Origin of the sequence: Rhodococcus mengyinensis, assembly GCF_048381435.1 — a bacterium.
In the GTDB taxonomy this organism is placed as follows: Bacteria; Actinomycetota; Actinomycetes; order Mycobacteriales; family Mycobacteriaceae; genus Rhodococcus_F; species Rhodococcus_F opacus_D.
Window position 1 is genome coordinate 26,195 of sequence record NZ_JBLWIT010000095.1, and the last position, 25,211, is coordinate 51,405.

Genomic DNA, 25,211 nt, shown 5'->3' on the forward strand with positions numbered 1-25,211 from the left:
TCGGTCAGTGCGAGAAGACATCGGCGTCTCCCGGCTCGGTGTCCAGTACCTCGCGTTTGAAAATCAACAGGTACGCGAAGTACAACCCGCCCGCGAGGAGCAAGCCGACCGCAATCAGGATCGAGGTCAAAGCACTCGAGGGCGAGACGATCACGAACAGCACGACAGCCGACCACACCAGCGCGCTGATCGCGACCGGCAACTCGAAGCGCCCGAGATCGAACGCACCCGCCTTCCGATCCAGTCGCCTCCGCACCGCAAGGTAGAGGACGATTATCGCGCCGTAGAGAACTGCCGAGATGACCGTCCCCACCGTGAGCAACTCCAGAAGGGCGCCACCCGGCAGCACGGCCATGAGGACGACCCCCACGACGACGATCAGGATGGTCGCCGGAATGGGTGTCTGCGTGCGCGGGTTGACCCGACGCATCAGTCGGTAAGCAGGAAAACGTGCGTCGCGCGACATCGCGAACACCATCCGCGAGCAGGTGGCCAGGGTCACCATCCCGGCGCCGAAGAATGCGAACGCGATCGCGACCAGCAGCGACCTCTCCATGACCGGACCCAGCTGATCGCGCAGGATCGCCGCCACCGGCGTGTCACTATCGCTCACCCGGGGGATATCTTTGATCGCGATCGTGAGCGCGATCAGGAACACCAGTCCCAGCACAGCCGCCGCCACGACCGATCCCACGATCGCGCGCGGGACGCTGCGAAACGGATCCTTGGCCTCCTCAGCCATATTCGCCGCGGAGTCGAAGCCGACGAGCGTGGCGAGCCCCATGATCATCGCAGCCATCAACCCGCCGCCGACAGCGAAATAGTTGGGGGCGCCCTCGGTGATACCGCGCGAGGTGAGATTGCCAACCGAGCCCTCGCCCGAGATTGCGACAGCGACGAAAAGCCCGATCGCCAGCACCACCACGATCACCAGTTCGAGCCCCACCGCGCCCGACGTGATCAAGCCGACGAGGCGCGTGGAGAACACGACGAGCACGGCCTGAACAAGCACCACGACGAGCGTGATCATGCGCGCCGTGCCCTCGTCCGGCTGCATGCCGAACAGTGGCATGAGGGCGCTGCTTGCCATCGCATTGTCGACCGTCACCACGCCCAGCGCCAGGTAACAGAAGGTCAGCCAACCGAACAACCAGCCGACTTTCGGGTTGGCCAGCCGCGAGGCCCATTGGTAGGAGGAGCCGCTGAGTGGGATGCGGGCCGCGAACTGGGCGATCACGAGCGCCACCAGGGTCTGCCCCAGCGCCACGATGACCCAGAGCCAGATCCCCACCGGCCCCGCGTCTCGAAGCACGTCGTCGTAGGTGCCGAAAATCCCGACCGCCACCGAGATGAATGCGAACGAGACAGCGAACACCTGAAAGGAGCCCAGAGTTCGCTTCAGCTCCGGTTTGTAGCCGCAGTCTTCACATTCTTGATCGGCGCTCTGTGCGCCCATCACGTTTTCTGCCGTCATCTCGGCCGCCTCACGTTCAGTCGGGAACTGCGGAGAAGTCGATTCGCTTGAAGCGACCCGTCACAACGAGACCCGTTCCACGATCAGAGCGAGACCGGTCTGTTTCATCCTCCACCTCATGGATTCGGATGTCATCGATGGTTCGTCTTTCTAAATACTCCGAGATGCGCGCGGGGCGCGTCAGCGCACACGTCTCGGCCGCCGAGGCCAATGGCCCCGGCGGCCGCGAGAGAGTGCTATCGATCCAGAGTGAGTCGGTGTCGACCGGATGTCACATCCAGGGCATATCGGGATCGAGCGAGTGGGAGATTACCCCGTCGTCGGGCTCGAGGGGGTAGTAGACCTGGTGGATGGTGGCACCCTGCTGGGAGTTCACGGTCGCGGCGGCGGGGCCGTAAAGGGTTGTGCCGCCAGGCTCGACCAGAGTGGTGCCGGGCTCGACGAGGGTCACCTGCGGGGGCACGTCTTCGTCGGGGGCGTCGCAGGCGACCATGGGCCACGCGTTTGCGCAGCCGATTCGGTCCCTGACCTCGACCTTGTACGGCGAGAGTCCGGATTCGGGGGAGACGACTTGCGGGAACGTCGACTGGGCGGGTGCGGCGGCGGCAGTGGCGCTCTGGGCCATGAACATTCCCAATCCGAGGGCGGCGCCCGTTGCGGCTGCTGCGGCGATGCGTGTCTTCGTCGAGTTCATTGCGTTGCTCCTGAGTGTGGTGTGTGAATTTCCGTGTCCCTTGTGGACGAACACCAGTCTTCGCCGGAAGGGGGGTCCGACAACGCCCCCTGAAGGGGTGGTCGGACATCCATCCAGGGGTGGATGTTTTCACCCCTGGGGGTGTTTCGCATTCACGAAAGAACAGTGCTCTGCCGCGGTCGGCGACGTCAGAGGTAGAGGTCGACGAGGGTACTGATCACCGACCAGTGCGTCGTCCGTGCCCGCACGGTCCTCAACTCGGGGTAGACGATGCGGAAGGTGCGCGCGAGGGCGACGCTGAGTCCGCCGGTGATGTCTGGAAGCCCCGATCGGGTTTCGGTTGCGAGGACGCCGTCGAGGGGCGGGTAGTCGGACAGTCGTTCGACGATCGGATCTACCCGGAGGCCGGGTCCGAGTTCGCGGAACAATCCGATGTTCTCCTGCAGGCCTCGGGTGATCGGCAGGTCGGTGGGTTCGACGATGTGCCGGTGCTGGGCGGCCGCGCTCTCCTGCGCGACGAGGAGCAGGTCGTAGAGTTTCGCGGTGACGACGTCGTCGAATCGGTGAAAGTCGTCTCGGACGACGCCGAGACTGGCGACGTCCCGGAAGATGTCCGCGAACTGGTCGAAGGTCATGAGCGTCCCATGGCTTCCGGCCTCCGCACGTTTCATGAGGTGATCATCCTCCGTGATGCGGTCACGCATCCGACGAACCGCGCGCAAATGATGCCCGGTCCGGAATCCCGTTGTCCGCCACGGCGTCCAGCGTCCGCTGCGAGTGCTTCCCTGGCCGGGCCCCGTGGAGAGAACCTGCCCTACCTGGTCGGCCCATGGGTTGTGCAGGACCACGACCAGCGAGTACAGCGAAAGGTATGACGTCGACGAAATGGACGCGGTGGTTGCCGTTGGCCGCCGTCGCGGTGCTCGTCGTCGTGCTCGCGGCGAGCGGGATGGTTCCCGTCTGGCCGGGACTGCTGCACCTGGTCGCGCTGCCGCCGCTGGATCAGTTCGCGGACCTGCGACTTCTGCTGGTGCGTACCGACTCGTGGCCGCAGTTCCTGGTGCTGCTGGGCCTGGTGTCGGCCGTGCGGGTCCTGCTGATGGCCTGGCTTCTCGGTGGACTCGATGCCCGACGCCTCCGTTTCGCCGCGATGTTCTACGCGGCGGCGTTCGGCCCCGTCCTTCCTTCGGCGCTCGGCGACGCGACCGCCTACGCGACGCTGTACTCGCGGGCGTTCTGGCCGGCGGTGGCGTTGGTCGGATTGCTGGTCGTGATCCTCGGCCCGGTCCCGTGGCAGGGCGGGGTCACCCTGCGCGAGGCGATGGCGCGGGCGTGGCGCCGCGGCCTGCGGATCGAGGTGATGGTGCCGTACTGCGCCGCGGTCCTCGGGCTCGGCGCTCTGGCCGACCGGGCCCCGGCCCTCACCGTGCTGCTAGTGCCGGTCTCGGCTGTGGCGACGGGACTGACGGTGTGGGCGATGGACCGTGCGCCGGTTACCCGGCCCGTCGCGGCGCTTGCTGCCGTGCTCGTCGTGGTGACGGCGGCGTCGGTGATCTTTGTTCGGACACGAGGATATGACGATCCGGAACCCGGATCCCGACAGGCCGGTTCGCTGTTCCTCATGTCCGGAATCAATTCGCGATCGGGGCAGGGGAGCATCCCCCGGGCCGACGTGCACCGGCTGGGTTACGAATGCGATCAGGTCTACTACTTCTCCTACGCCGGTCCCGGCGACGGGCAGCCGCAGCGCGACTCGACGTGTCCGATCAGGTCGGGGGCCCCGTACGAATCTGCCGACACGCAGCGCCCCGTCGAGGAACAGGTCGCGTTGTTTGCCGAACAGACCGCGAACCTGCAGCGGCCGTTGACCGTTGCCGCACATTCCCACGCCGCGTGGATTGCGTGGGACGCGGTTGCCACCGGGCGGGCGCAGGTCGATGTGCTGGTGCTGGTGGGCGTCTTTCCGCAGACCCCGCTCGGCTTTCCACCCCCGGATGGCGATCGACGGGGCAGGGTGTTCGGCGACCTGTTGCGGTGGGCGGCGCCGGTGACCGACGTCGTCTTCTTCCACTTCGACCCCCACACGCCCGCGGCGCGGCAACTGCTCGGCACGGCGGGCAGTGCGCAGGCCATTCTCGGCGAGCCGCTGCCTGGGGAGGTGCGTGTTCTGAGTATCACCTCGGCTGCCGATCTTCCCCTGATGCCGCACGGCTGGCGGCTGGACGTCGAACGCAATGGCTGCCCGGTCCGCGCCGCACACTCGTCGCTGCCCACCTCTCCTACCTTCGACGACGAGGTGATCCGGTTCCTGGACCACCGGGATTCTCCACCGTGCCCGATGTGGCGGGACTGGGGTGCGGTCGTGATGCACGCGTTCGGGGTGCCGCCGAGTGGGAGCTGACAGACAGCGGTGCGACTCAGCTGTCCCGACGACACCGAATTGTGTCGAAGCGGACGAGGCGATTTCTCGGACGCCGGAGCACGCCGCGGAGTTAAATGGAATGACGCAGGCGTAATGGATTTCGGCAGCGAGTAAGCCCAACTCAAGGTCCGCCGCCGCCCGCTCCGGTCGCGTCTCAACCGTGCGGGAGGCATAGCGTCGGGGTGCGCGATGATCGAAGCAGTGACAGGGATCCTTGCGAGGAGAACCGAACCCGCCGATGCCCGACCTGATCCGCCCGAGCACATCGATCACGATGAAGGTGTCCGCGGTGTCGCACTCGGAAGACTCCTGGCGGTCGCGATGTTGACACGAGCGCAGGCTGCACTACTCGTCGCGGATGCGCTCCATCAGCTCGAACTGGCGCGCGGCGAGGGGCCCTACCCATTCCGCCTCCGGAACGTGACGGTGTCCGACGCCGGGCATCTCACGATCGAGTGCGCGGGCAGTGCGTCCCGGCGAGACATGAACGAGGCGGTGGTCGAACTTCTCCGCAGCATTGCCACGAACTGTCGCGGTACGGCCCTGGCCGACCGATTGCACGAATCGCTCGCCGAAACAACAGATCTGGATGCGTTGGTCCACCGGGTTCGTCAGGCGATCGCACCCGACGTCGACCCGGCCGAGGAGAGAAGGAAACGCTGCCAACTTGCCGGGCTCGTCGCGGCCACCACAGGACGGCCGCGTCCGGACACCGGGGTGGTGGAGGAGCGGACGGATGTCCGGGACTGGCCGTATGTGGCGGCGGGTTCCACGCTCGCACCGTCAGGCTGGTTCCCGCCGGTCCGGAATCCGTGGCATCGCAAAAGGAGACGGCCGTCGCGGCGACAGGGAGCACTCGGCCTGATCGCGATCCTGATACTCGTCGCTGCAGCGTGGATGGCTCCACGGGTGTGGTCGGAGCTGCGCCGGGGATGGGACGCCGTCCTGAATCCCGTGAATCCCTCGGAGCAGAATCAGATTCGGCCCGTGTCGCCGCCTCCACCGGAACCCCGGGCTGATCAGCCACCGCCGGTGACGAACGATGTCGGCCGGCCGCCGCCGCCCGTCGACATCGGTGCCCCCGGGAGTGCGGGGCCGATCACCCTCGTCACGGTCACGCGCGCCAACGGGGAGTGCCTGCCCGGGCAGGCGTGCGCGATCCGAGTCGACATTCGCCTCGATCCGGCAGCAGCTGTCGGCAGTGTGACCTGGCGGGTGAACGTGTACGACCGCTGTACCGGCGAGGTGCGGCCCGCCAGCGACGTGACGCTGCCCGTTCAGCCCGGGTCACAACAGGTCTACGGCATCGTCCGGACCGATCTGCCGCCGGGCGCTGCACTCGCCCTCGCGGCCGTCACCAGCGCCCCGGCGACGGCCGCGTCCGAGCCGCTGCTGGTGCCCGCCGAAAACGCTCGCTGCTGAGCGCCGGGGGAGGGGTGGGATGCACGACGACAAGCACGACGACAAGCAAGACGACAAGCACGAATCCGACCCGTGGATCGTCGGTGCGGCGATCGTTCTCGTCGTGCTCGGCCTTCTGAATTTGCTCTCGACAGGGAAGACGGCAGACGCTGTTCGCCACACGCTCTTCGCCGTTGCCGGTCTCGGCATCATGTATGTGGTGTCCCGCCTGCGGATGAGTGATCTCCGCGCCTTCGGCTGGGCAGTGTTCACCGTGGCGACCGTGTTGCTGGCGGTCGTGCCGCTCGCGGGGGTCGCGACCAAGGGTGCTCAACGCTGGCTGGACTTCGGCGTATTCACCGTCCAGCCGTCCGAACTGGCCAAGCTCGCCCTGGTTCTCGTGCCCGCGAGCATGCTCGCCGGTGGGTTCACGCTGGCACGATTCATCGCGACCTTGGCGATCGGGGGCGTACCCATTGCACTCGTCGCACTCCAACCCGACCTGTCGACTGCCGTCGTTCTCGTTGCGACGGCAGGATTCATGCTCATCCTCGCCCGCGTCCCGCTGCTGCCCCTGGTTCCGTTGTTCGTGCTGGGTCTCGCGTCGCTTCCGCTGGCCGTGCTCTTCCTCCGCCCCTACCAGCTCGAACGGGTCCACGTGTTCCTGTCGAGCAACGCCGACCCCGCCGGCGCGGGATGGGCCGAGTTGCAAGCGAACATCGCGATCGGCAGCGGTGGCCTGTGGGGGCTGGCGCGCGACCCGATGTACGCGGTGCGGGCCGAGTATCTTCCCGAATCGGAGCACGATCTCGCGTTCGCCAGCCTGGTGTACGGGTGGGGTTTGATCGCCGGGTTGGCTGTCGTGGTGGCAACGTCGGTCATCGTGTGGCGGGCTGCACTCTCCGCGCGCACGGCGCGCACGCGCGAGGCCGCACTCGTCGCGGCCGGAATCGGCGCGTTGTTCGGCATCCACGCGCTGGTGTCGATCGGTCAGAGTCTGTCGCTTCTGCCCCATACCGGCATGCCGATTCCCCTCTTCAGTTACGGGGGCACCGCCGCCATCGTCGGTTTCGTCGCCATCGGACTGGTGCTCGCGGTGCGCCGAGACGGCGTCGCGCGACCGCTGTGGACCCCGGATCCCCGACGGCGACGCCGCCCGCGTGGAATGTCGGCGGGCACCCTGACGATGACCGCGGCACTCGTCGCGATGTCGGTGTTCGCCTGGCAGTTGCAACACGACCGGGGTGCGGAATTCCGGGCGATGAGCGACCAGCAGATGATGCGGTGCATCCGCCTGCCCGCAGAGCGCGGACTGATCCTCGACCGCAACGGTATTCCGCTCGCAGTCAATGTCGCCGAGTACGCCGTGGCGGTGGTCGCTCGGATGTTCGAGGAGAACGACGACGACACCCGCAACCGGTTGGCCGCTCTGCTCGCCACGTCTCCCGACGAGTTGGCGGGCCTCATCGAGGCCGGTGGCGAGGGGGAGTCTCAGGTGGCCGTGGGCAGGGTCGCGCCCGACCAGGCGCGGCGCATCGTGGATGCGCGACTGCCCGGTGTGCTCGTGGTGCCGTCCGGTCGCAGGCAGTACCCGTACGGTGCCGTGCTCGCCTCCGTCCTCGGACACGTCGGCGTCGCCGACGCCGACGACATGGAACGCTGGCCGCATCTCGCACTCGGGTCACGCGTCGGCAAGGCGGGACTCGAGAAGCAGTACGACGCTCTGCTCCGCGGCAGCGACGGCAAACAGTGCATGTATGTCGATCCGTCCGGGCATCCGGTGGCGGCCGGCGAACGCGTGGACCCGGTACGGGGCCACGATCTGCGCCTGCACCTCGACATCGGGGTCCAGAACCTGGCCACCGACGCGCTCGTGGAGGCGATGCGCACCAGTAAGGGCGACCTCGGTGCCGCCGTCGTGATGGACGCGCGGAACGGAGCCGTGCTGGCCCTCGCCAGTGTCCCGGGGGCCGACAACAACGTCTACGGACCTCCGGCCGACCTCGTCGCCCTCGCGGCGCAGAGTCAGACGCCGGGGCCGAGCCCGTTGCTCAACAACGCCACCCAGACCGCGGTCCCACCCGGCTCCACCTTCAAGATCGTCGTCGCGGCGGCGAATACCCAGTACCCGGTGCTGTCGCCGGACACGGTGATCGACACCGGCGCCGCCTACACCTACGGCGGCCACACGTTCCGGAACTGGCAACCGATGGGCCCGCACAATCTGCTCCAGGCGATTCAGTGGTCCGACAACGTCTACTTCTACAAGCTCGGTGAACTCCTGGGCCCGGAGAAGATGGCGGACGTCGCGGGGCAACTCGGCGTCGGCCGGCGGTCCGGGATCGACCTGCCCGGCGAGGCCGAGGGGTTCCTCGGCACCCCGGAGAACGTCGGAAGCATCGGGGCCACCTGGTATCCCGGGTCGACCCTGTTGATGGGTATCGGACAGGGCACCGTCAGCGCGACCCCGATACAGGTGGCGCGCTGGACGTCGGGGATCGCCACCGGCGCGATGGTGACGCCCCAGCTCGCCGCGGCGTACGGGTCGGACTCGGTGCCCATACCGACAGCGGCGCCGCGGCGTCTACCCTTCGCCGACCTGCTCGGTCCCGTCCGGGCAGGCATGCGGGCGTCCGCGTCGGCGGGGACCGCCGGGCAACTCGCGGACCTCCCGGTCCCGGCAGGCGCGAAGACCGGCACGGCGGAGGACCCGTCGGCGCCCGGAGAAGGGCTGAACGCCTGGTTCTCCGCGGTCGCGCCTTTCGACGCACCCCAGATCCAGGTGTCGGTGCTGATCCGCGGTGGTGGCTTCGGGTCGGCGACGGCGGGCCCCGTGGTCAAGAAACTCCTCGAGCACTACTTTCCGCGACCACCCGCGCCGGCGCCGATTCGGTGATCAGGCGCTGTAGGCGGCAACCACCTCAGGGTGCACCAGACAGGCAGTAGCGCCCTCGGCGACGCAGGTGAGCGGGCGCTCGGCGGTCTTCACCGGGAATCCGAAAGCCTCTTCGAGCAGCTGGGACAGCCCGCGGAGCAACGCCCCGCCACCGATGACGAGCAGCCCCTCCGACATCACGTCACCGATCGCCTGCGCGGGGAGGTCGTCCAGGCATTCCGTCAATGTCTGCACGATTCCGGTTGTCGTCGGCCGCAACGCGTCCACGATCTCTTCGGTCTCGAGTGTCACCAGGCGTGCGCGGCCGGTCACGGCGTCGCGGCCCTCGACGACGAGCGACTGCCCCTCGGCGCTGTCGGGTTCACCCAATTTGGCACGCTCGGCGGTGAGTTCGCCGACGACAATCTTGTGCTCTGCCCTCAGGTACTGGTACAGCGCGTTCGTCAATTCGTCGCCCGCGACGCGGCAACTACGGTGAGAGAGAATGCCACCGAAACAGATGGCGGTGACTTCCGAAGTGCCGCCGCCGATATCGACGACGAGGTGTGCGCGTGGTTCCATCGGGTTGATTCCGCAACCGAGCGCACCCGCCACCGGCTCCGGTACCAACCCCACTTTCCGCAAACCGGACTCGTGGCCGACCTCGAGCAGGGCCCGACGCTCGAGCGGGGTGGCACCCGCGGGGACCGAGATGACTCCCTTGGGCCGCAGCCCGTATCGCCTTGCAGAGGAGACCCGTTTGATGACGGCCGTGACGAATGCCCGCGCCGACTCCAGGTCCACGATCACCCCGTCGCGCATCGGTCGAACCGGCGTGATTCCGATAGGAGTGCGGCCGACGAGACTTCGCGCCTCCGTGCCGATTGCGAGAGCACGGTGCGGATCCTTCGTTCGAACGAGCATGAAGGACGGCTCGTTCAGTACGATGCCGTCGTCGGGAGTTCCGACGACAGTGTTGGCAGTTCCGAGATCGATACCAAGTCCACCCACGTCGGCCTCCAGAGGGATTCCAGCGAGATGATGTTGATGTTACGCAGCCGCAGCGTCGTTCGGAAGGTATTGCGTGACACCGAAGACTCCCGGCAGCGATCAGGAGGGCCGCGGGATGTCCTCGGTGCGTCGTCGTGTCCGCTCCCACGGCCACGTCATCAGGGCCCACACGGCGAGAATCAGTGTCGTCGCGCTCAGTAGGTACAGCGGCCAGGGACCCAGAACGTCCAGAAGGGTCGCGGTGGCGGGCTTTCTGTTGAGGAAGCCGTAGTTGGTTCCGGCGACGCGGTTGAACGTGAAGGTCACTGCCGCCCAGACGACGGTGACCAGGACCGTGAACCGGTAGCTGCGCCACCGGGGCCGCATCCTTCGACCCCACGTCAGATAGATGGCCGCCCAGACCACGAGCAGGTGAATCGCCCAGAACGCGAGGAACTGGTAGTGGGGGAAGTCCGGGCCGGTCAGAACAGGTGAGATCAACGCCTGGGTGCTCAGCACGAGTCCCCAGTAATACGTGAGTGCGTAGGCCCACTGCGCCCGGGACCACAGGGCACAGGCCGCCGCCACGGTCGCGAGATCGGTCAGGCGCAGCGGTACCGAGCCGCCGATCGTGGGCGGAATCGAGAAATGAACCAGCGTCGCGCCGTATATGGCGGCCGTCAGCACCGCAAGGACTCGGCCCAGGCGCCGGGCTTGCGATTCGGTCTGCCTTCGTCCGAGCCAGACCAGAACCGCGGCCCCCACGACGAACAGCGCGATCATCGCCCAGTACGACGGGCCGTACGCCGTGAATTCCCTGTCCGATGAGAACACTCTCGATCAGCTCCGCACTGTCGTCACACGAAGTCGAAAACCGGTGGGAGAACGCCGACCATCAACGCCGCCCACACGCCGAAGACGGGAAGGTAACGGGTCTGCCAGCGTTCGGTGGAGCTGAATCCGCGGCGGCCGCGCAGGAACCCGAGGATGAGATGAGCCGACCACGTCAGGTTGACGAGGAGGACCAGGTTCATTCCGAGTGCCGCCACCTTGTTCGGGGTGAAGCCGAATTCCGCGATGCGAGTCAGCATGGCGAACAGCATCAGCAGGTCGACCGCGAGGGCACTGACGACGAGGACGAGTTGGAGGCGGTCGAACAGGTCGGGCGGCAGGTAGGGGTCACGGGCCGAAATTGCGTACAACAGCAATCCCAGGACGACGACGAGGATGAGATCCATCAGGATCAACAGGTTTCGGTCGACGTCGACGACGCTGCCGGTCGTCGCGAATGCCGTCAGCAGCACCAGCAGCATGAGTGTCGTCAGCGGGGTGAACACGCGGGTGAGGACAGGGGCGATGTTCTCGACCACATTTTGCTTCGCCTCCACGAGCCATGCGGCGACGACGACCGCGCCGGCCGCTCCGAACGGCAGCACCCAGTCCTCGATGAACCACTCGACGCTCAGGCCGAGCGCGTCGAACGCACCGATCGTCAGGCCGATGAGGACGCCGCCGCCGAGGGCGAGGAGGGTCAGGTAGACGACCCATTCGCCGGTGAAGCGGATGAAGTCCATTCGCCGCCGGTCCGATCGCCACTGACCGCCGACATATGCGAGACCGACGGCGAACCACAGCGCAATCGGTGCGTGGATCGCCGCGATCACCTCGGTGGAGCCGTTCGATGCGAACGGGAAGACGTTCAGCAGTACCGCCGCCAGCGCGAACGGCATCAGCAGTACCGCGGCGAGGCGGGGTGTCATCTGTCGCTTCCAGGCGAAGTATCCGGCGAGGAACGGAAGAACGAACAGGCTGAGATTGCGCGCGAGGTCCTGCTCGTCGAGTGTCGCCACGCCTGCCTTGACCGACAGTGCCGCGCCGACGGCGAGCCCGAGAACGACGAACAGCTCACGTGTGGGGCGAGTGCCGTCGCCATCCGACGCGGCGGGCATGAGGACGAGTTGCTTCCACAGCCGATCGGAGTGCTCGCGAGCGAACTGGCGGGAGATGTCGTCGACGTTGCCCATGCGTTTGACCGCGACCAGGAATGCCTCGTCGGTCCTCAGCCCGGCGGCGGACAGGTCCGAAATCTGATCACGGAGATGGTCTTCCATCTCGTCGGTGTCGGCCGCGGATATCGCGTGACGGCGCTCGACGTAACCCCGCCACTGACCGATCTGCGATTCCAGCTCCTTGTCGGTATCCATCACGACCATCCTTCGACGGTGGCGGGGGGTAGTTGGACGGAGCGCCACACCTGGCTCAGCGCGTCCGCGACGACGTCCCATTGGGCGCGTCGTTCCGCGAGCATCTCCCGGCCCGCAGCGGTGATCGTGTAGTGCTTGCGCCTTCGCCCGCTGTCGGAGGCCCCCCACGACGCCGACACGTACCCCAATCTTTCCAGGCGATGCAGGAGGGGGTACAGCATTCCGTCGGTCCACTGAATCCGCCCGCCGGACAGGTCGTTGACTCGTTTCAAGATGGCGTACCCGTAGGACTCGCCTTCCGCGAGAATTCCGAGCACGAGGGGAGTGGCCGAAGCCGCCACCAGATCCTTCTCGATATGCATAGAACCCCTATCCCTAGATCTGCTAGTCATCAAACTAGCAGACCGGATCGCGGGTCGGTGCGCAGCTCGCGGAAGTCGAAAGCGACAACCTCGGGTTGACGCTCACGGTGCGTCAACCTAGAGTTGACGCATGGAGAATTCGGATCGCACAACCCCACCCATCCGACTCGACGAGCTCATCGACGCGATCAAGAAGGTGCACGCCGAGGCCCCGCTCGAGCAACTCACCGACGCGGTCCTCGCCGCCGAACACCTCGGTGAACTGGCCGACCATCTCATCGGCCACTTCGTCGACCAGGCCCGCCGCTCGGGGGCATCGTGGACCGAAATCGGAAAGAGCATGGGCGTCACGAAGCAGGCCGCGCAGAAGCGGTTCGTCCCCAAGGATCCCGGGCAGGCCTCCGACCTCGACCCGAATCAGGGATTCAGCCGGTTCACTCCGCGCGCACGACAGGTGGTGGTGATCGCGCAGAACGAGGCCAGGGCGGCACGCAACGCCGAGATCCTGCCTCAGCATCTCGTCCTCGGACTCCTGGCCGATCCCGAAGGACTCGGCGCCCGGGCGATCGCCGCGCAGGGCGTGGAACTGGATTCGGTCCGGCACGCCGCGACCGCGACGCTGCCCCCCGCCGCCGAGGAGGTGCCCGCACTCGTTCCCTTCGATGCTCAGTCACGCAAGGCGCTCGAACTGACGTTCCGTGAGGCACTACGTTTGGGGCACAACTACATCGGCACCGAGCACATCCTGCTGGCCCTGCTCGAGGTCGAGGACGGGGTCGGTGTGCTCACCGGACTGGGTGTCGACAAGGCTGCCGCCGAGGAGAACATCGCCGCCAACCTCGACGCCATCGTCGCCGCCCGCGAAAAGGAGTGACCTCGCAGGGGCTCCCTCACCGCCGCGGTGCTCAGGTGAAGGGCGTCCCGCCGGTGACGCCGAGCACTTCTCCGGTCACGTAGCTGGATTCGTTCGATGCGAGGAATACGTACGCCGGTGCCAGTTCGGCCGGCTGGCCGGGTCTGCCCAGAGGCACGTCGTCCCCGAACTGCCGATAACCGTCGGCGGGCATCGTCGCGGGGATCAACGGCGTCCAGATGGGCCCCGGTGCAACGGCATTGACCCGGATTCCCCGCTTCGCCACGTCGGCCGCCAATCCCTTGGTGAAATCGATGATCCCTGCCTTCGTGGTGGCGTAGTCGAGAAGCCCGGGTGACGGATTCATCCCCTGGATCGACGACGTGTTCACGATCGTCGATCCAGGATCCATGACCGCGACGGACTTCTTGCACAACCAGAACAGCGCGTAGAGGTTCGTGCGCAGGACACGGTCGAACTGCTCGGTGGTGATATCGGCGATACCACCCGTCTGCACCATCTGAAAGGCCGCGTTGTTCACGAGAATGTCGAGACCGCCGAGTTCACGGACCGTCAGGTCCACGAGAGTCTGACAGTGGTCCTCCGACGTGATGTCGCCAGTCGCGACGACGCCTCGTCGTCCGGCCTCTTCCACCAGTCGCACGGTCTCCCGTGCATCCGACTCCTCGTCGTCCAGACAACTGACCACGACATCCGCACCCTCGCGAGCAAACGCGATCGCCACCGCTCGCCCGATGCCCGAATCCGCGCCGGTGATCAGGGCGCGGCGACCGTCGAGGCGACCGCTTCCCCGATAGGACTTCTCGCCGTGATCCGGGGCGGTCACCATGTCGGAGGTCAGTCCCGGGTGCGGCAGCTCCGGTTGGTGTTCGCGATCGGGGGCGGGGTACTGCGTAGTGGGATCCTGCCGGGCGTACTGGTCGGTCATTCTCGTACCCTTCTTCGTCTTCTGTCGAATCGGCAAGCAGGACTGATAAGTTCGCCGAATCAGAGGCGCTTCCCGCCACGCTTACCCCTTCCTGAGCACCCGGAAACCGGCTGCATCCGCGACCGGAAGCCGTGCGTCGACAGATCAGGGCAGGGGGCCGGTTTCCGACAGTGCGGTGTTTCCGCGTAGGCCGTGAGCGTCTTTGCCGGGGGAGGCGCCGAACAGACGGCGGTATTCGCGATTGAACTGTGAGGGGCTGTCGTAGCCGACGTGATGCCCGACGCCGGCGACGTCACCGGGGTGACCGGGGGAGTATCAACGGGATGTCACCCCTCAATTCGCCGGCAATATCCGCCGAACCGCGCGAATCGTGGCCGCCGGGATCGCCGGATGCCACACCTCGCGATCAGAGTAGGACCAGGCGTACGTCGGACTGCCGTCGCAAATGCAGTCGAGTAGTCCCGGCTCGTCGAGTTCATCGGCCGACCATTCGTACAAATGCTGCAGCCGCGGCCCGATCAGACCGTAGTCCAGCATCTCACCGACGTTGTGCTCAGCGGCGACATACGCCGCGACGTCGTCTCCGAGGGGATATCGGTCGGGAAGGACCCGAGAAAGGGACAGGAAGATCCCGGTCATCGAGAGGCGAGGATCTCCCAGAAGGGGGCCGGCCGGCGCGAGCCGCCCCAGCGCCAGACGCGGCGCCGCGACCAGGGCATGGGCGTAGAGAACACGGAGCAGTACCACGTTGAGAAAGAAGCGCTCCGGACGGCTCTCGGTACAGGCAAGGTCGCGATGGTCCAGGTAGGCGGAGGCAATGCTCGCATTGTGGGCCCGGTACCACGTACGTGCGGTCGGATCGGCAACGAACAGCATCCACAGATCGACCGTGTGCGAGGACGGCGTCCCTCCCATTCCGCCGCTCCGGGCGACGGCCTCGCAGCCGTCGCGCATCAGCCGTTCGTTGACCGCTCGCCACCACGGACTGCCGGGCGGCATCGCACCGAGCGGCGCCAGCACGCCGCGACCGATCTGCCAGCGCATGAACGACAGTGCCGCCCGGCGGAACGGCAAGTGCCGGGGTGCGTTGCCGATCGGACCGTGATAAGTACGGGCGATCAGCGCGAGTCGAGCTGCAGGATCGTCACGCACAGCGTGGACCTGATCGACTGCCCACTCTGCGGCGGAACGTCGCGAACTCACGCTCCCTATTGTCGGACCCGCCGGTCCGAGGAGGAAGGGTGCGATTTCTACTCGGCCGCCTCGCCGGTCGGCCGCTGATCGGTTGCCGACACGGAGAGAGGTAACCGGCCAGGCCTGCCGAGGCGCCGAAGCCATCGTGCCGAGACACGCGCGGGACTACGGTAGCTCCTCGACGGTCACCCATCTCGGGTCTATCCCGGCCCGAAATCCCTTCCACGACGGATGGCGGAGCCGCCGGTCCAGGGTGAACTCGCGGTACTCGACGGTGCCGACGAGAATCGGTTCCACCCAGCGCGCGTGAGTGGCAAGCTCATCGGGAACATGATTGTCGAAGGGGCTGGTAGGGCGCTCGAGTGGGCGGAGCAGCATGAGCGTTCGGCGCCGGTGGGATTCGGTGAAGCCGGAGCCGACGTGCCCGACGAATATCAAGCCGACCTGGTCCGCGTGGGCACCGACGATCAGCGACCGCAGACCGCCGCGGCTGGTCGCTTCCCACCCGCCGACGACCACTTCGGCGCTGTTGCGTAGCGGAGTTTTGATCCAGTCCGGTGAGCGGCGTCCGGGGCGATAGGGCGAGGTCATTCTCTTGGCGACAATTCCTTCATGGCCGTGCGCGTCGGCCAACCGGAGCATGTCCTCGCCGTCGACGTCGACCCAGTGTGGCGGGACCTGCAGAGCCTCACCCTCCAGACCGAGGTTCAGGTCGGCCAGGAGTTGTCGGCGCTCGAGGTACGGCCACCGCAGGATCGGCGCCCCGCGGTGCACCAGCAGATCGAAGATATTAAAGGCGACCGGTACGGCGCGCTGCAGCGCGGCCGGTGGATTCTGGATGGGGGTCCGCTGTCGGAGCAGGTCGAAGCGCGGTCGGCCGCTGCCGGCAGCGGGCGCGACGATCTCACCATCGACTGTTACGCCTCGGCCTGGGTTGATCTCGGAGAGTCCGGCGGCGATCTCCGGGTATGCGGCGGTGATGTCGGCGCCGTCGCGGCTGAACAGGTGCACCGCGGCCGGGGTGACGGTGGCGACGGCGCGTACACCGTCGAATTTCATCTCCACCGCCCAGTCGTCTCCACCCGGCGGTGAGCCGAGCGTCGCGAGCATCGGTTTCACCGGGCGGAGAGGTAGTGCGGGCTGATGGGCGGGCACAATGCTGATTCTCCCCCCTCGTTCTGCCCCGGCGCGGCATCGCCCGGATCGACGTCAGGTGGATGCCGATCACCCTCGCCACACTCCACATCCCGCCAGAACTGCCGACCCCAGCTATCTCAGCGATACGGTCGTCGGAGCACGCGACAAAAAGCCGCCCACCGACGCTAATCAGTGTTTCTGGCGTGCTGGCGGTGCCGCTCGCGGAAACGAGCGCGGTGCCGCTCGAGGACGACGACGTCGGTATCGCGGAGAGCCTGCCGTTGTCCGCGGGCGATGGCGTATCGCACGGCGGCACTGCGCCGCCGCAACATCTGTGCGTGGGTGGCTGCGAAGTCGTCGTCGAACAGAATCGCTGCGGCCTCGTCGCATTCGATCAGCACCCACTCGTACGCCAGCCGGGCCGGGGCAGCGTCGTCGAAGAACAACGGCATCACCGTGTCGTCGACCAGGTGGAAGGGAATGCGCGCGATTCGGTACTGGAGGCGGCCGAGCGCTCGTGCCGCGGCTGCGACTCCCATGCATTCGATAGTAAGTGGTACGACGTGCACGCGGTGTCAATTCCGCTGCCTCACAGTCGGACCGGGTTCCTTGTGAGCGGCCCGCCGCTGAGCCCGCCGACAATTCCGCTGCTGAGGATCGACACGCAACCAGGTGTGCCGACAATCGACCGGATGGTGTAGCAGACAGTGGACACACTATGCGACCACGTCGAGTTCCCTCGGTCCTGACACCCAGCACGTGTCGCTGGCCGTGTGCGTGCCGTGCCCCGTCACCTGCATGTCATCAGGCTGCTCGACGACGGCACGTCGAGCACACTGGGCAGCTCGCATGCTCCGCGGAAGTGCTGGCGGCTCTGCGCGGGCGAATTCCCACACCGGAGGGGAGCGCGGCCTAGGGTCGGAAGCATCCGGTCTTCGTCGGCGTCGTAGAAGGAGGTGACAATGTCACCTGCGACTCTGGTGTGTCTGCCGTACGCGGGGGTGGGCGCGTCCTTCTTCCGCGATTGGCAGAGTTGTGCGCCGCGAGGACTCGACATCCTCCCCGTGCAGCTACCCGGCCGCGAGGAACGCTTTGGTGAGGACCTGCTCACCTCGGTCGACGCCGCCGTCCACGACATTGCGCCGCGCGTGCTGCCGGTCCTCCGGGAGTCTTCCGAGGTGGCCGTGTTCGGGCACAGCCTCGGTGCGGTCCTGGCCTATGAGCTGGCGCATCGCCTGACCGCCGACGGAGGCGTCGCGCTGACCCGCCTGTTCGTGAGTGGATCGCCAGGTCCGGCGACCGTGCGGGAGATCCGGGCGTCGTCGTTGGCGGATGAGGAATTCCTCGACCAGGTGGGTGAGCTGGCCGGGTACTCCCACCCTGCGCTGGCGAACGCGGAACTGCGCGAGCTGCTGTTGCCCGTCGTCCGGGCCGACGTCGAGATGCACGAAAACTATCGGCCACCACCACATCCACCGCTGGACGTCCCGATCACCGCCCTCCGAGGGCGGGGTGATCACCTCGTCGGTGCCGCTCAGTTGGCGGAGTGGGCGGCGACGACGACCGCGGGGACGTCGGTGATCGAGGTCGACGGCGGACACATGTACCTGACCGAGCACCCGCACGCGCTGGTACGGCTGCTTGCCGCGCAGCTCGCCGAGGACGCTCGGTGAGCGCCGACCTCGCCGGAAAGACGGCCTTCGTGACCGGCGCAGCGCGGGGTATCGGCCGTGCCTGTGCCGTCGAGTTCGCGGCGGCTGGGGCCGATCTCATGCTCGTCGACATCACCCGGAATCTGGCCGGGGTGCCGTACCCACTCGGTTCGCAGAGTCAGCTCGACTACACCGCGGAGTTATGCCGCGAGCACGGTGCGACGGTTCTGACCCAGGCGGTGGATGTCCGCGAGCTCGCAGAGATCACGGCAGCAGTGCAGGTCGCACACGAACGATTCGGTCGCCTCGACGTGCTGCTCAACAATGCGGGAATCGCCGCACCGTCCGGAAAGGTCGCACACGACATCACCGAATCCGAGTGGCGTCTGATGATCGACGTCGACCTCTCCGGGGCGTGGCGGACCATCGCGACGGCCGGACGGATCATGGTCACCCAGCGCAGCGGAAGCATCATCAATGTCGCCTCGACGGCAGGGCTCGTCGGGTACCGCCACTTCGCCGGGTACGTTGCGGCGAAGCACGGCCTGGTCGGCCTCACCAAGGCCGTCGCCCTCGACTATGCGCCGAGCGGGGTCCGGGTGAATGCGCTGTGCCCGGGGTCGGTGCGGGACAGCAGTGAGTACGAAGGGCGGATGCTGGCGGAGATCGCGCGCTCCCTGGGTGTCGGCGTCGATGAGCACGAGTCGGTTTTCGTGCAGGCCCAGCCGACCAACAAGCTCGTCGAACCCGGCGAGGTCGCGGCAGCGGCGCGGTGGCTCGCGTCCGACGATGCGCGTGGAGTCACGGGTGCCGTGGTGACGGTGGACGGCGGTTTCACGGCCCGGTGAGAACGATGAGTCCGTGTCCGCAGGCCCCAGTCGCCGCGCGTCTGTCGACTACGATTGCTTCATGCACCAATCTCCTTGGGGGAGGTCTGGACCGGTGCGCACGGCGTTCGGCCATGCGATGACGGTGCGGGTGCCCCGCGGAGTGAGCTCGGACATGCTTGCGGTGCGGTGGGGTACGGCGTCCCGTCGCTGGTGGGAGCGCGCGACCAGGCCGACGCGGCTATGGGTGGTGGATGTCCCGGCCGGTTCGGCGTCGGAGGAGGCACGACGCCGGCTTGCCGCCGAGTGCCGGCGGCCCGTCGCTGTCGATGGTCCGGCGGTGCGCGCCGTCGTGATGCAGTACCTCGACCAGGTGGCCGATCTGGTCGTGGTCGCCGACCGCCGTGATCTCGACACTGCCTCGCTCACGCTCGTGTGTGACGTGCTCGTCGGCGTGCGCGACGCCGACACGGTGACCGCGAATCCGGTTGGTCGACATCGGCACGGTCGGGCACTGGGTGGATGGAGCGCGGAGGTACTGCGTTCCTCCCACCCGCTGGTCGCGGCCCGTGAGGATATGACGGCGACGGTGGCCGCTGCCGCCGCGGTGGTGACCGGTAGGCGTGACGACCTCTCCGCGGTGACGGTTCCGGTGTGGCGGGTCGACCGGACGCGGCCGCCACGAACGCTCGGCGGATTCGAGAGCTGGGTCGACCTGGCCTTCCACACTTCCCTGGACCACACTCTGGCCGAGCTGGTCGAGGAAGTGAAAAGCTCACGGCAACAGGAGGTCTCGTGGGACTTCGCGAAGATTGGAGAAATGGGCAGTACGGCAACCGGGGTGCTGGGGACGGTTACGCGTGACTCCGGACGTGAGTACCTCCCCTGCCAGACGGCACCGTTTCCACTGACACTCGTACCGGTGGTCGACACCGGCGGGCGCGCCACACTGGAGGTCTACGCCGACCCGGTGACTGTGGACGCCGACACAGCGGCGAGGTTCGGGCAATGGGTCACCCGGGTGGTGGACGGACTTCGCGCCCCGTCACCGGGACGACGTCGTGTGTTCGGCGCGGCGGTGGCACCGGTGGGTGCCGGTGTGCGAGCGCCCGTCTCCGGCGGGAGGATCGAGGATCTCGTCGTCCGGCACGCTCACGAGCGTCCCGACGCGGTCGCGGTGACCCATGGCCGACGCACATTGACTTACCGTGCACTCGAGGAGCAGTCGGCCTGGATGGCGCGAGGTCTTCACGATCGGGGAGTCGGCCCAGGGGACCGGGTCGGAATCTGTGTGGATCGGTCGGTCGACCTCGTCGTGACGATGCTTGCGGTGTTGCGCAGCGGTGCGGCGTTTGTTCCGATGGACGTGCGGCATCCTCCGGATCGGCTCGCATACACGGCGCGTGATGCCGGTGTCCGATTGGTCGTGACCGAGTTGGAGGGCGAAGTCCGGTGGGCCGGAGTACCGGCGGTGACGCCGGCGGAGTTGCCGGGATCGGTATCGGGCCCGGGTGAGGTGGATTGGGCTGTGGGAGGCGACGGCGCCCCCGCCTACGTGGTCTACACGTCGGGGTCGACGGGTCGGCCGAAAGGCGTGGTGATTCCGCATCGTGCCGTGCCGGCGCTGATGTCGGCCACCGCAACCGAATTCGCGCCGACTCCCGGGGACACCTGGTCAATGTTCCATTCGCCCGCCTTCGATTTCTCGGTGTGGGAGATCTGGGGCTCGTTGTCGACCGGTGGCCGACTCGTGATCGTGCCGTACTGGATCTCGCGGTCCCCAGTGGAGTTCCACACATTGCTCGCCGACGAACGCGTCTCCGTCCTCAGTCAGACACCGTCCGCATTCGTCCTCCTGGCCGCGGCCGACCGGGATCTCGAGCCGCTGTCCGCGCTCCGCCTCGTCATGTTCGGCGGTGAGACTCTCGACCCCCGGGTGGTACTGCCGTGGCTCGACCGGTATCCGGAATCACGATGCCGGTTGGTGAACATGTTCGGGACGACGGAAACCACCGTGCACGTCACCGCGCACACCGTGACGCGGCGCGACGCCCTGACCGGGTCGCGCACGGTGGGGAAACCACTACCCGGCTGGGAGACGGCGGTCGCGGACGAGTTCGGCGATCCTCTGCCGAACGGTCTGACCGGTGAGATCTACGTCGGCGGGGCCGGTGTCGCGCTCGGGTACCTCGACCGCGCCGGACTGACGGCCTGCCGCTTTGTCGCTGCACCCGGCGGGTCCCGCTGGTATCGCACGGGCGATCGCGGAAGAATCTGTGGCGACGGCAATCTCGAGCATCTCGGTCGCGTCGACGCCCAGGTCCAGATTCGCGGGTTCCGTGTGGAACTCGACGAGGTGCGTTCCGTGCTCCTCGACGATCCCGTCGTCACGGCAGCGGCCGTGGTGCCCTCGGGAAGGTCGGAAGTCCCGGCCGGAATCGCGCTCGACGCCTACGTCGTTCCGGGCGGGTCCGCTGCGGCCGGGGAGACGGAGACGGTTGCAGTGATACGCGAACGCGCGGCCCGATTCCTACCGGAGCACATGGTGCCCCGTTCGATCACCCTGGTCGACGCTTTGCCGCTCACCATCAACGGAAAGCTCGACGTGGCAAGGCTTCCCGATCCGGTCCTGCGGTCCGTGTCGCACACTGCTGTCGAACCGCAGGGCGGCCCGCTCGCCGAGGCGGGAACGGCGCAGACGCTCACCGACATCTGGGAGTCGGTGCTGGGAGTCCCGGTGTCGCTGGACGACAACCTCTTCGAGCTCGGAGGGAACTCACTGTGCGCGATCAAGGCCGACGGCATGATGCGGCGGCTCGGCCTTCCGGCCCTCCCGATGCGGGAGCTGTACCGGCATCCGAGCATCCGCGGAATCTGCGGCACTCTGGCGCGGCTCTACCCGCCCCGCCCGGATACGTAGGTTTCGACGAGCATGCCGATCGCACGTGCTGGTTTCGGTTGCATCATGTCGTTGTGTCCGCACTCGACGTGTTCTTCCTGCACGGTGCCGGTGATCGAGTCGCCCCATCCGTCGTCGACGGACGGCGCGCTGCCGGCGCGGGGACCGACGACCGCGGTGATCAGAAGCGCGTCCCCGCGAAAGACTCTCGGGGCGAATCGCGTCGACAGCCGGGTCGACCGGTCATATCCCTCGGCGATGCGCCGCAGCTGGTCTGCCGTCACGGCGGCTGCGGGACCGTAGGCCTCGCCGAGGCGGTCGTGGGCGTCGGAGTACGTGAGCGGTCGGGCGTCGTCGCCGGGTCCGACGTCGACCCCCAGCCCACGCAGAAGGTCGCCGACGTCCAACGGGTCGGGTTCCGCAGTCGGTTCGCCCACGTAGCTGTCCAGGAGCACGAGGGACGCGACCTCCTCACCCCGGTCCTGCAGCTCGGTGGCCATGGCATGCGCGATCAGACCGCCGAGCGACCAGCCGAGCAGATGATACGGTCCCGCCGGCTGGACGGCACGGACCTCGTCGAGGTATCGGTGCGCCAGGTCCTCGATCGAGTCGTAATCGGGGCCGCCGCCGAGGGAGGGCAACTGCAGTCCCCACACGGGCCGGTCCGGTGAGAGATGGCGCACCATGCCGGTGTACGCCCACGCCAGGCCCATCCCGGCGTGGACGCAGAATAGAGGTGCGAGCCGGTCACCACGGCGCAGCGGCACGACAACCCGGAGAGCTTCGTCGGTGGTGCCGGGCACTTCTGTGGCGAGGCGGGCCGCGAGCCCCGCGGGAGTGGGGTCCAGGAAGAGGGCCGGAAGCGGCACCGGCCGGCCCAAACGGAGCTGCAGGCCCGCGGCGACGCGGACCGCGGACAGTGACGTGCCGCCGAGCGCGAAGAAGTCGTCCTCCACTCCGATCGGGCGGTCCTCGCCGGTGTCGACGACTTCCGCGAAAGCCTCGACGACGGCCCGCTCCACGGCCGTGGACGGGGCACGGAATCGTTCGGGCCGGGGACCGAACTCGGGTTCGGGGAGGGCCGAGCGGTCGAGCTTGCCGGCCGGGGTGAGCGGCACCTCGCCGAGTACGACGACCGCGGCGGGAACCAGATACGGCGGAAGCTGCGCGGACAACGCCGTGCGCACCACACTCGCGTCGACGTCCGCGCCGTTCGCACCGCGGACGTAGGTGACGAGTATCGGTTGCCCGTCCGGACCGGTTCGCCCGACGGTGGCCGCGAAACCGATGTCCGCGCGCGCCGTGAGGATCGAATCGACCTCGCCTGGTTCGACCCGGAATCCGCGCACCTTGATCTGGAAGTCGGTGCGGCCGAGGTGTTCGAGCGTGAGGTCGGGCCGGGTGCGTACCAGGTCACCGGTGCGGTACATCCGCGACCCGGGGGCAGCGAACGGGCAGGCGACGAAATGGGTCGCCGTCGTGGCGGGGCGAGCGTGGTAGCCGCGGGCTAGGCCGGGCCCTGCCAGGTACAGCTCACCCGGGGTTCCCGGGGGAACGGGATGGAGCCGGGCGTCGAGGACGGCGGCGGTGAACCCGCGGACGGGGCGCCCGATGGTGACGGGTTCCGCCGGTGCCAGTGGTTCACTGACATGCGACCAGATCGTCGTCTCGGTCGGACCGTACAGGTCGAGCATGCGTCGGCGGGGCGCCCATCGCCGGACCAGGTCGGTCGGGCACGGTTCACCAGCGACGGCGAGGACCCGCAGCGAGTCGAGTCCCGCCGGTTCGAGCGTGGCGAGCACGGTCGGGGTAATGAACGCGTGGGTGATCCGCTCAACGGCGAGGATGTCCGCCAAGGCCGCCCCGCCGAAGGTCAGCGGGGGTACGAGCACGACCTGGGCACCCGCACAGAACGCCATCGTCAACTCGAACAGCGACGCGTCGAAACTGGGGGACGCGAGGTGCGAGACCCGCGCATCGGGCGTGACGTGGAGGTGGTGACGTTCTTGCTCGAACAGGTTTGCCAGACCCCGGTGCGACACAACCACGCCCTTCGGGGCGCCGGTGGACCCGGACGTGTAGATGAGATAGGCGGGGTTGTTCGTGCGCAGCGGAGCTGTGCGGTCGAGGTCGGTCACCGGCGTGGCAGGAAGGTGCCGCATCTGCGTCTCGAAGTCGGGATCATCGAGCACCAGCCACTCGACCGTGTCGGGCAACTGTGCGCGATACCCAGCGACGGTGAGGCCGAGCACAGCGCCGGCGTCGGCGAGCATATGGGCGATCCGGGTGGGCGGATACGTCGGGTCGACGGGTACCGACGCCGCACCCGAGCCGGCGACCGCCCACACGGCACGGACCCACGCGATCGACCGCGGCAATGCCAGGGCGACGAACCTTTCCGGTGCGGCACCCCGAGCGATGAGCAGCCGGGCGAATTGCGCGGAGTCGGCGCCGAGTTGGCGATAGGTGAGCGTGCGACCGGCATCGGACACGGCCACCCGGTCGGAGTGCCGCTCCGCCGCCCCGGCCAGCAGGTCGGGCCACACCCGCGCCGGGAGGCCGGGCGGTCCGGATACAGGTGTGTCCTCGTCGCCGAGCGTGAGGTCTCCGACCGGGTCGTCCGGGTCGGCGACGACCGCCGCGACGAGACGGGTCAGACGATCGGCGAAGCCCTGCACGGTCGCGGCGTCGAAGATGTCGGTGGCATAGGTGAATCCGGCGGCGATCCCGTCCGGTGCACCGGACTCGTCGAACGTCTCGGCGACCACCAGTTCGAGATCGACCTTGACGACGGGCGGCGTGTACTCCGCGACCGTGACCGTCAGGTCCGGCAGCGTGATCTCTGGTCGCTGGACGCCCTCGAACTCGAGGGACACCTGGAACAGCGGTGAGCGGGAGGTCGACCGCGCCGGATCCACGGCCTCGACGACGCGCTCGAAGGGCAGGTCGGCGTGGAGGAAGGCGCCGAGATCGACGTCCCTGGTGCGGTCGAGTACCTCGGTGAACGACCGGGAGCCGTCGACAGGCGTGCGCAGGGCGAGTGTGTTGACGAACATGCCGACCAATGGGTCCAGCCGGGGATCGGGGCGGCCGGCGACGGGGGTGCCGATCACGATGTCGGAACTGCCGCTGAGGCGGGCGAGGAGGACGGCGAATACCGCGTGGATCGCCATGAAGAGCGTCGAGTTGTTCTGCCGCGCGAGCGCCACTAGTGACCGGTGCAGGTCCCGTCCGATGTGGAACACGACCCGATCCCCGTGGTGGGTGCGGTGGGTGGG

General features: G+C 67.6%; 19 protein-coding genes and 1 pseudogene. 7 read left to right on the top strand and 13 right to left on the bottom strand.

Annotated features, from left to right (window positions below; translation table 11 throughout):
• Nucleotides 1-4: 4 nt before the first annotated feature.
• From ACNJ7E_RS18480 to ACNJ7E_RS18490, 3 genes are all read right to left on the bottom strand, one after another.
• A complete protein-coding gene (locus ACNJ7E_RS18480; protein WP_280784255.1) occupies nt 5-1,474 on the bottom strand; it encodes an APC family permease in 1,470 nt (489 codons plus the stop codon).
• A gap of 271 nt (nt 1,475-1,745) precedes the next feature.
• Nucleotides 1,746-2,168 carry a hypothetical protein gene (locus tag ACNJ7E_RS18485; protein WP_105413897.1) on the bottom strand — a complete coding sequence of 141 codons (423 nt, stop codon included), beginning with the start codon at nt 2,166-2,168 and terminating at the stop codon, nt 1,746-1,748.
• Nucleotides 2,169-2,356: 188 nt separating this feature from the next.
• Nucleotides 2,357-2,839, bottom strand: a complete 483-nt coding sequence (locus ACNJ7E_RS18490) for a DUF1931 family protein (protein WP_280784256.1) — start codon at nt 2,837-2,839, stop codon at nt 2,357-2,359.
• Between the two features lie 200 nt (nt 2,840-3,039).
• Here ACNJ7E_RS18490 and ACNJ7E_RS18495 point away from each other — a divergent pair, with 200 nt between their 5' ends.
• The 3 genes from ACNJ7E_RS18495 (at nt 3,040) to ACNJ7E_RS18505 (ending at nt 8,887) form a co-directional block, all read left to right on the top strand.
• Complete coding sequence (locus ACNJ7E_RS18495; protein WP_418340660.1) at nt 3,040-4,569, top strand: hypothetical protein; 1,530 nt, start codon at nt 3,040-3,042, stop codon at nt 4,567-4,569.
• Nucleotides 4,570-4,779: 210 nt separating this feature from the next.
• Complete coding sequence (locus ACNJ7E_RS18500; RefSeq protein WP_348539672.1) at nt 4,780-6,012, top strand: hypothetical protein; 1,233 nt, start codon at nt 4,780-4,782, stop codon at nt 6,010-6,012.
• A gap of 19 nt (nt 6,013-6,031) precedes the next feature.
• Entirely contained in the window at nt 6,032-8,887 is a 2,856-nt protein-coding gene (locus tag ACNJ7E_RS18505; RefSeq protein WP_280784259.1) for an FtsW/RodA/SpoVE family cell cycle protein, read from the top strand.
• Here the strand turns inward: ACNJ7E_RS18505 and ACNJ7E_RS18510 are convergent, their stop codons facing one another.
• The 4 genes from ACNJ7E_RS18510 to ACNJ7E_RS18525 all read right to left on the bottom strand — a co-directional run bounded on the left by ACNJ7E_RS18510 (nt 8,888) and on the right by ACNJ7E_RS18525 (nt 12,422).
• Entirely contained in the window at nt 8,888-9,877 is a 990-nt protein-coding gene (locus ACNJ7E_RS18510) for a rod shape-determining protein (protein ID WP_280784260.1), read from the bottom strand.
• 99 nt (nt 9,878-9,976) lie between these two features.
• Nucleotides 9,977-10,690, bottom strand: coding sequence for a YwaF family protein (locus ACNJ7E_RS18515; RefSeq protein WP_280784261.1), 714 nt, complete (start codon nt 10,688-10,690; stop codon nt 9,977-9,979).
• 23 nt (nt 10,691-10,713) lie between these two features.
• Nucleotides 10,714-12,060, bottom strand: coding sequence for a permease prefix domain 1-containing protein (locus ACNJ7E_RS18520; RefSeq protein WP_418340661.1), 1,347 nt, complete (start codon nt 12,058-12,060; stop codon nt 10,714-10,716).
• Complete coding sequence (locus tag ACNJ7E_RS18525) at nt 12,060-12,422, bottom strand: PadR family transcriptional regulator (protein ID WP_105413904.1); 363 nt, start codon at nt 12,420-12,422, stop codon at nt 12,060-12,062. Before ACNJ7E_RS18525 ends, ACNJ7E_RS18520 begins: the two co-directional genes overlap by 1 nt.
• 130 nt (nt 12,423-12,552) lie before the next feature.
• On the opposite strand from ACNJ7E_RS18525, the gene ACNJ7E_RS18530 reads away from it, so the two are divergent.
• Nucleotides 12,553-13,296 carry a Clp protease N-terminal domain-containing protein gene (locus ACNJ7E_RS18530; RefSeq protein ID WP_280784263.1) on the top strand — a complete coding sequence of 248 codons (744 nt, stop codon included), beginning with the start codon at nt 12,553-12,555 and terminating at the stop codon, nt 13,294-13,296.
• A gap of 31 nt (nt 13,297-13,327) precedes the next feature.
• Here ACNJ7E_RS18530 and ACNJ7E_RS18535 read toward each other — a convergent pair whose 3' ends face one another.
• The 5 genes and pseudogenes from ACNJ7E_RS18535 to ACNJ7E_RS18555 all read right to left on the bottom strand — a co-directional run bounded on the left by ACNJ7E_RS18535 (nt 13,328) and on the right by ACNJ7E_RS18555 (nt 17,094).
• Complete coding sequence (locus tag ACNJ7E_RS18535) at nt 13,328-14,224, bottom strand: SDR family oxidoreductase (RefSeq protein WP_280784264.1); 897 nt, start codon at nt 14,222-14,224, stop codon at nt 13,328-13,330.
• Nucleotides 14,225-14,368: 144 nt separating this feature from the next.
• A pseudogene (locus ACNJ7E_RS18540) lies at nt 14,369-14,527 on the bottom strand (helix-turn-helix transcriptional regulator); the annotation flags it as partial.
• Between the two features lie 30 nt (nt 14,528-14,557).
• Nucleotides 14,558-15,268, bottom strand: a complete 711-nt coding sequence (locus ACNJ7E_RS18545; protein ID WP_418340662.1) for a hypothetical protein — start codon at nt 15,266-15,268, stop codon at nt 14,558-14,560.
• A gap of 315 nt (nt 15,269-15,583) precedes the next feature.
• Nucleotides 15,584-16,573 (bottom strand): ATP-dependent DNA ligase, encoded by a 990-nt coding sequence (locus ACNJ7E_RS18550; RefSeq protein ID WP_280784266.1) that lies wholly within the window; start codon nt 16,571-16,573, stop codon nt 15,584-15,586.
• Between the two features lie 167 nt (nt 16,574-16,740).
• A complete protein-coding gene (locus ACNJ7E_RS18555) occupies nt 16,741-17,094 on the bottom strand; it encodes a hypothetical protein (protein ID WP_280784267.1) in 354 nt (117 codons plus the stop codon).
• Between the two features lie 423 nt (nt 17,095-17,517).
• Between ACNJ7E_RS18555 and ACNJ7E_RS18560 the strand changes: the two genes are divergently transcribed.
• The 3 genes from ACNJ7E_RS18560 (at nt 17,518) to ACNJ7E_RS18570 (ending at nt 21,954) form a co-directional block, all read left to right on the top strand.
• The gene (locus ACNJ7E_RS18560; RefSeq protein WP_280784268.1) at nt 17,518-18,228 is read left to right on the top strand and encodes a thioesterase II family protein; all 711 of its coding nucleotides are present in this window, start codon (nt 17,518-17,520) and stop codon (nt 18,226-18,228) included.
• Nucleotides 18,225-19,055, top strand: coding sequence for an SDR family oxidoreductase (locus ACNJ7E_RS18565; RefSeq protein WP_283334217.1), 831 nt, complete (start codon nt 18,225-18,227; stop codon nt 19,053-19,055). The genes ACNJ7E_RS18560 and ACNJ7E_RS18565 overlap by 4 nt, the downstream gene beginning before the upstream one ends.
• 94 nt (nt 19,056-19,149) lie before the next feature.
• Nucleotides 19,150-21,954, top strand: a complete 2,805-nt coding sequence (locus ACNJ7E_RS18570) for a non-ribosomal peptide synthetase (protein WP_418340663.1) — start codon at nt 19,150-19,152, stop codon at nt 21,952-21,954.
• On the opposite strand, the gene ACNJ7E_RS18575 is transcribed toward ACNJ7E_RS18570, so the two are convergent.
• Nucleotides 21,930-25,211 (bottom strand): non-ribosomal peptide synthetase (locus ACNJ7E_RS18575; protein WP_418340664.1); only part of this gene is annotated, 3,282 nt, incomplete at its 5' end. The genes ACNJ7E_RS18570 and ACNJ7E_RS18575 overlap by 25 nt on opposite strands.

What these genes read in the sequence shown, in the direction of transcription:
- ACNJ7E_RS18495 (WP_418340660.1), top strand. Translation starts at nt 3,040, where the DNA reads ATGACGTCGACGAAATGGACGCGGTGGTTGCCGTTGGCCGCCGTCGCG.
- ACNJ7E_RS18530 (WP_280784263.1), top strand. Translation starts at nt 12,553, where the DNA reads ATGGAGAATTCGGATCGCACAACCCCACCCATCCGACTCGACGAGCTC.
- ACNJ7E_RS18520 (WP_418340661.1), bottom strand. Translation starts at nt 12,060, where the DNA reads ATGGATACCGACAAGGAGCTGGAATCGCAGATCGGTCAGTGGCGGGGT.
- ACNJ7E_RS18525 (WP_105413904.1), bottom strand. Translation starts at nt 12,422, where the DNA reads ATGCATATCGAGAAGGATCTGGTGGCGGCTTCGGCCACTCCCCTCGTG.
- ACNJ7E_RS18505 (WP_280784259.1), top strand. Translation starts at nt 6,032, where the DNA reads ATGCACGACGACAAGCACGACGACAAGCAAGACGACAAGCACGAATCC.
- ACNJ7E_RS18560 (WP_280784268.1), top strand. Translation starts at nt 17,518, where the DNA reads ATGTCACCTGCGACTCTGGTGTGTCTGCCGTACGCGGGGGTGGGCGCG.
- ACNJ7E_RS18545 (WP_418340662.1), bottom strand. Translation starts at nt 15,268, where the DNA reads ATGCGCTGGCAGATCGGTCGCGGCGTGCTGGCGCCGCTCGGTGCGATG.
- ACNJ7E_RS18480 (WP_280784255.1), bottom strand. Translation starts at nt 1,474, where the DNA reads ATGACGGCAGAAAACGTGATGGGCGCACAGAGCGCCGATCAAGAATGT.
- ACNJ7E_RS18500 (WP_348539672.1), top strand. Translation starts at nt 4,780, where the DNA reads ATGATCGAAGCAGTGACAGGGATCCTTGCGAGGAGAACCGAACCCGCC.
- ACNJ7E_RS18485 (WP_105413897.1), bottom strand. Translation starts at nt 2,168, where the DNA reads ATGAACTCGACGAAGACACGCATCGCCGCAGCAGCCGCAACGGGCGCC.
- ACNJ7E_RS18535 (WP_280784264.1), bottom strand. Translation starts at nt 14,224, where the DNA reads ATGACCGACCAGTACGCCCGGCAGGATCCCACTACGCAGTACCCCGCC.
- ACNJ7E_RS18490 (WP_280784256.1), bottom strand. Translation starts at nt 2,839, where the DNA reads ATGAAACGTGCGGAGGCCGGAAGCCATGGGACGCTCATGACCTTCGAC.
- ACNJ7E_RS18555 (WP_280784267.1), bottom strand. Translation starts at nt 17,094, where the DNA reads ATGGGAGTCGCAGCCGCGGCACGAGCGCTCGGCCGCCTCCAGTACCGA.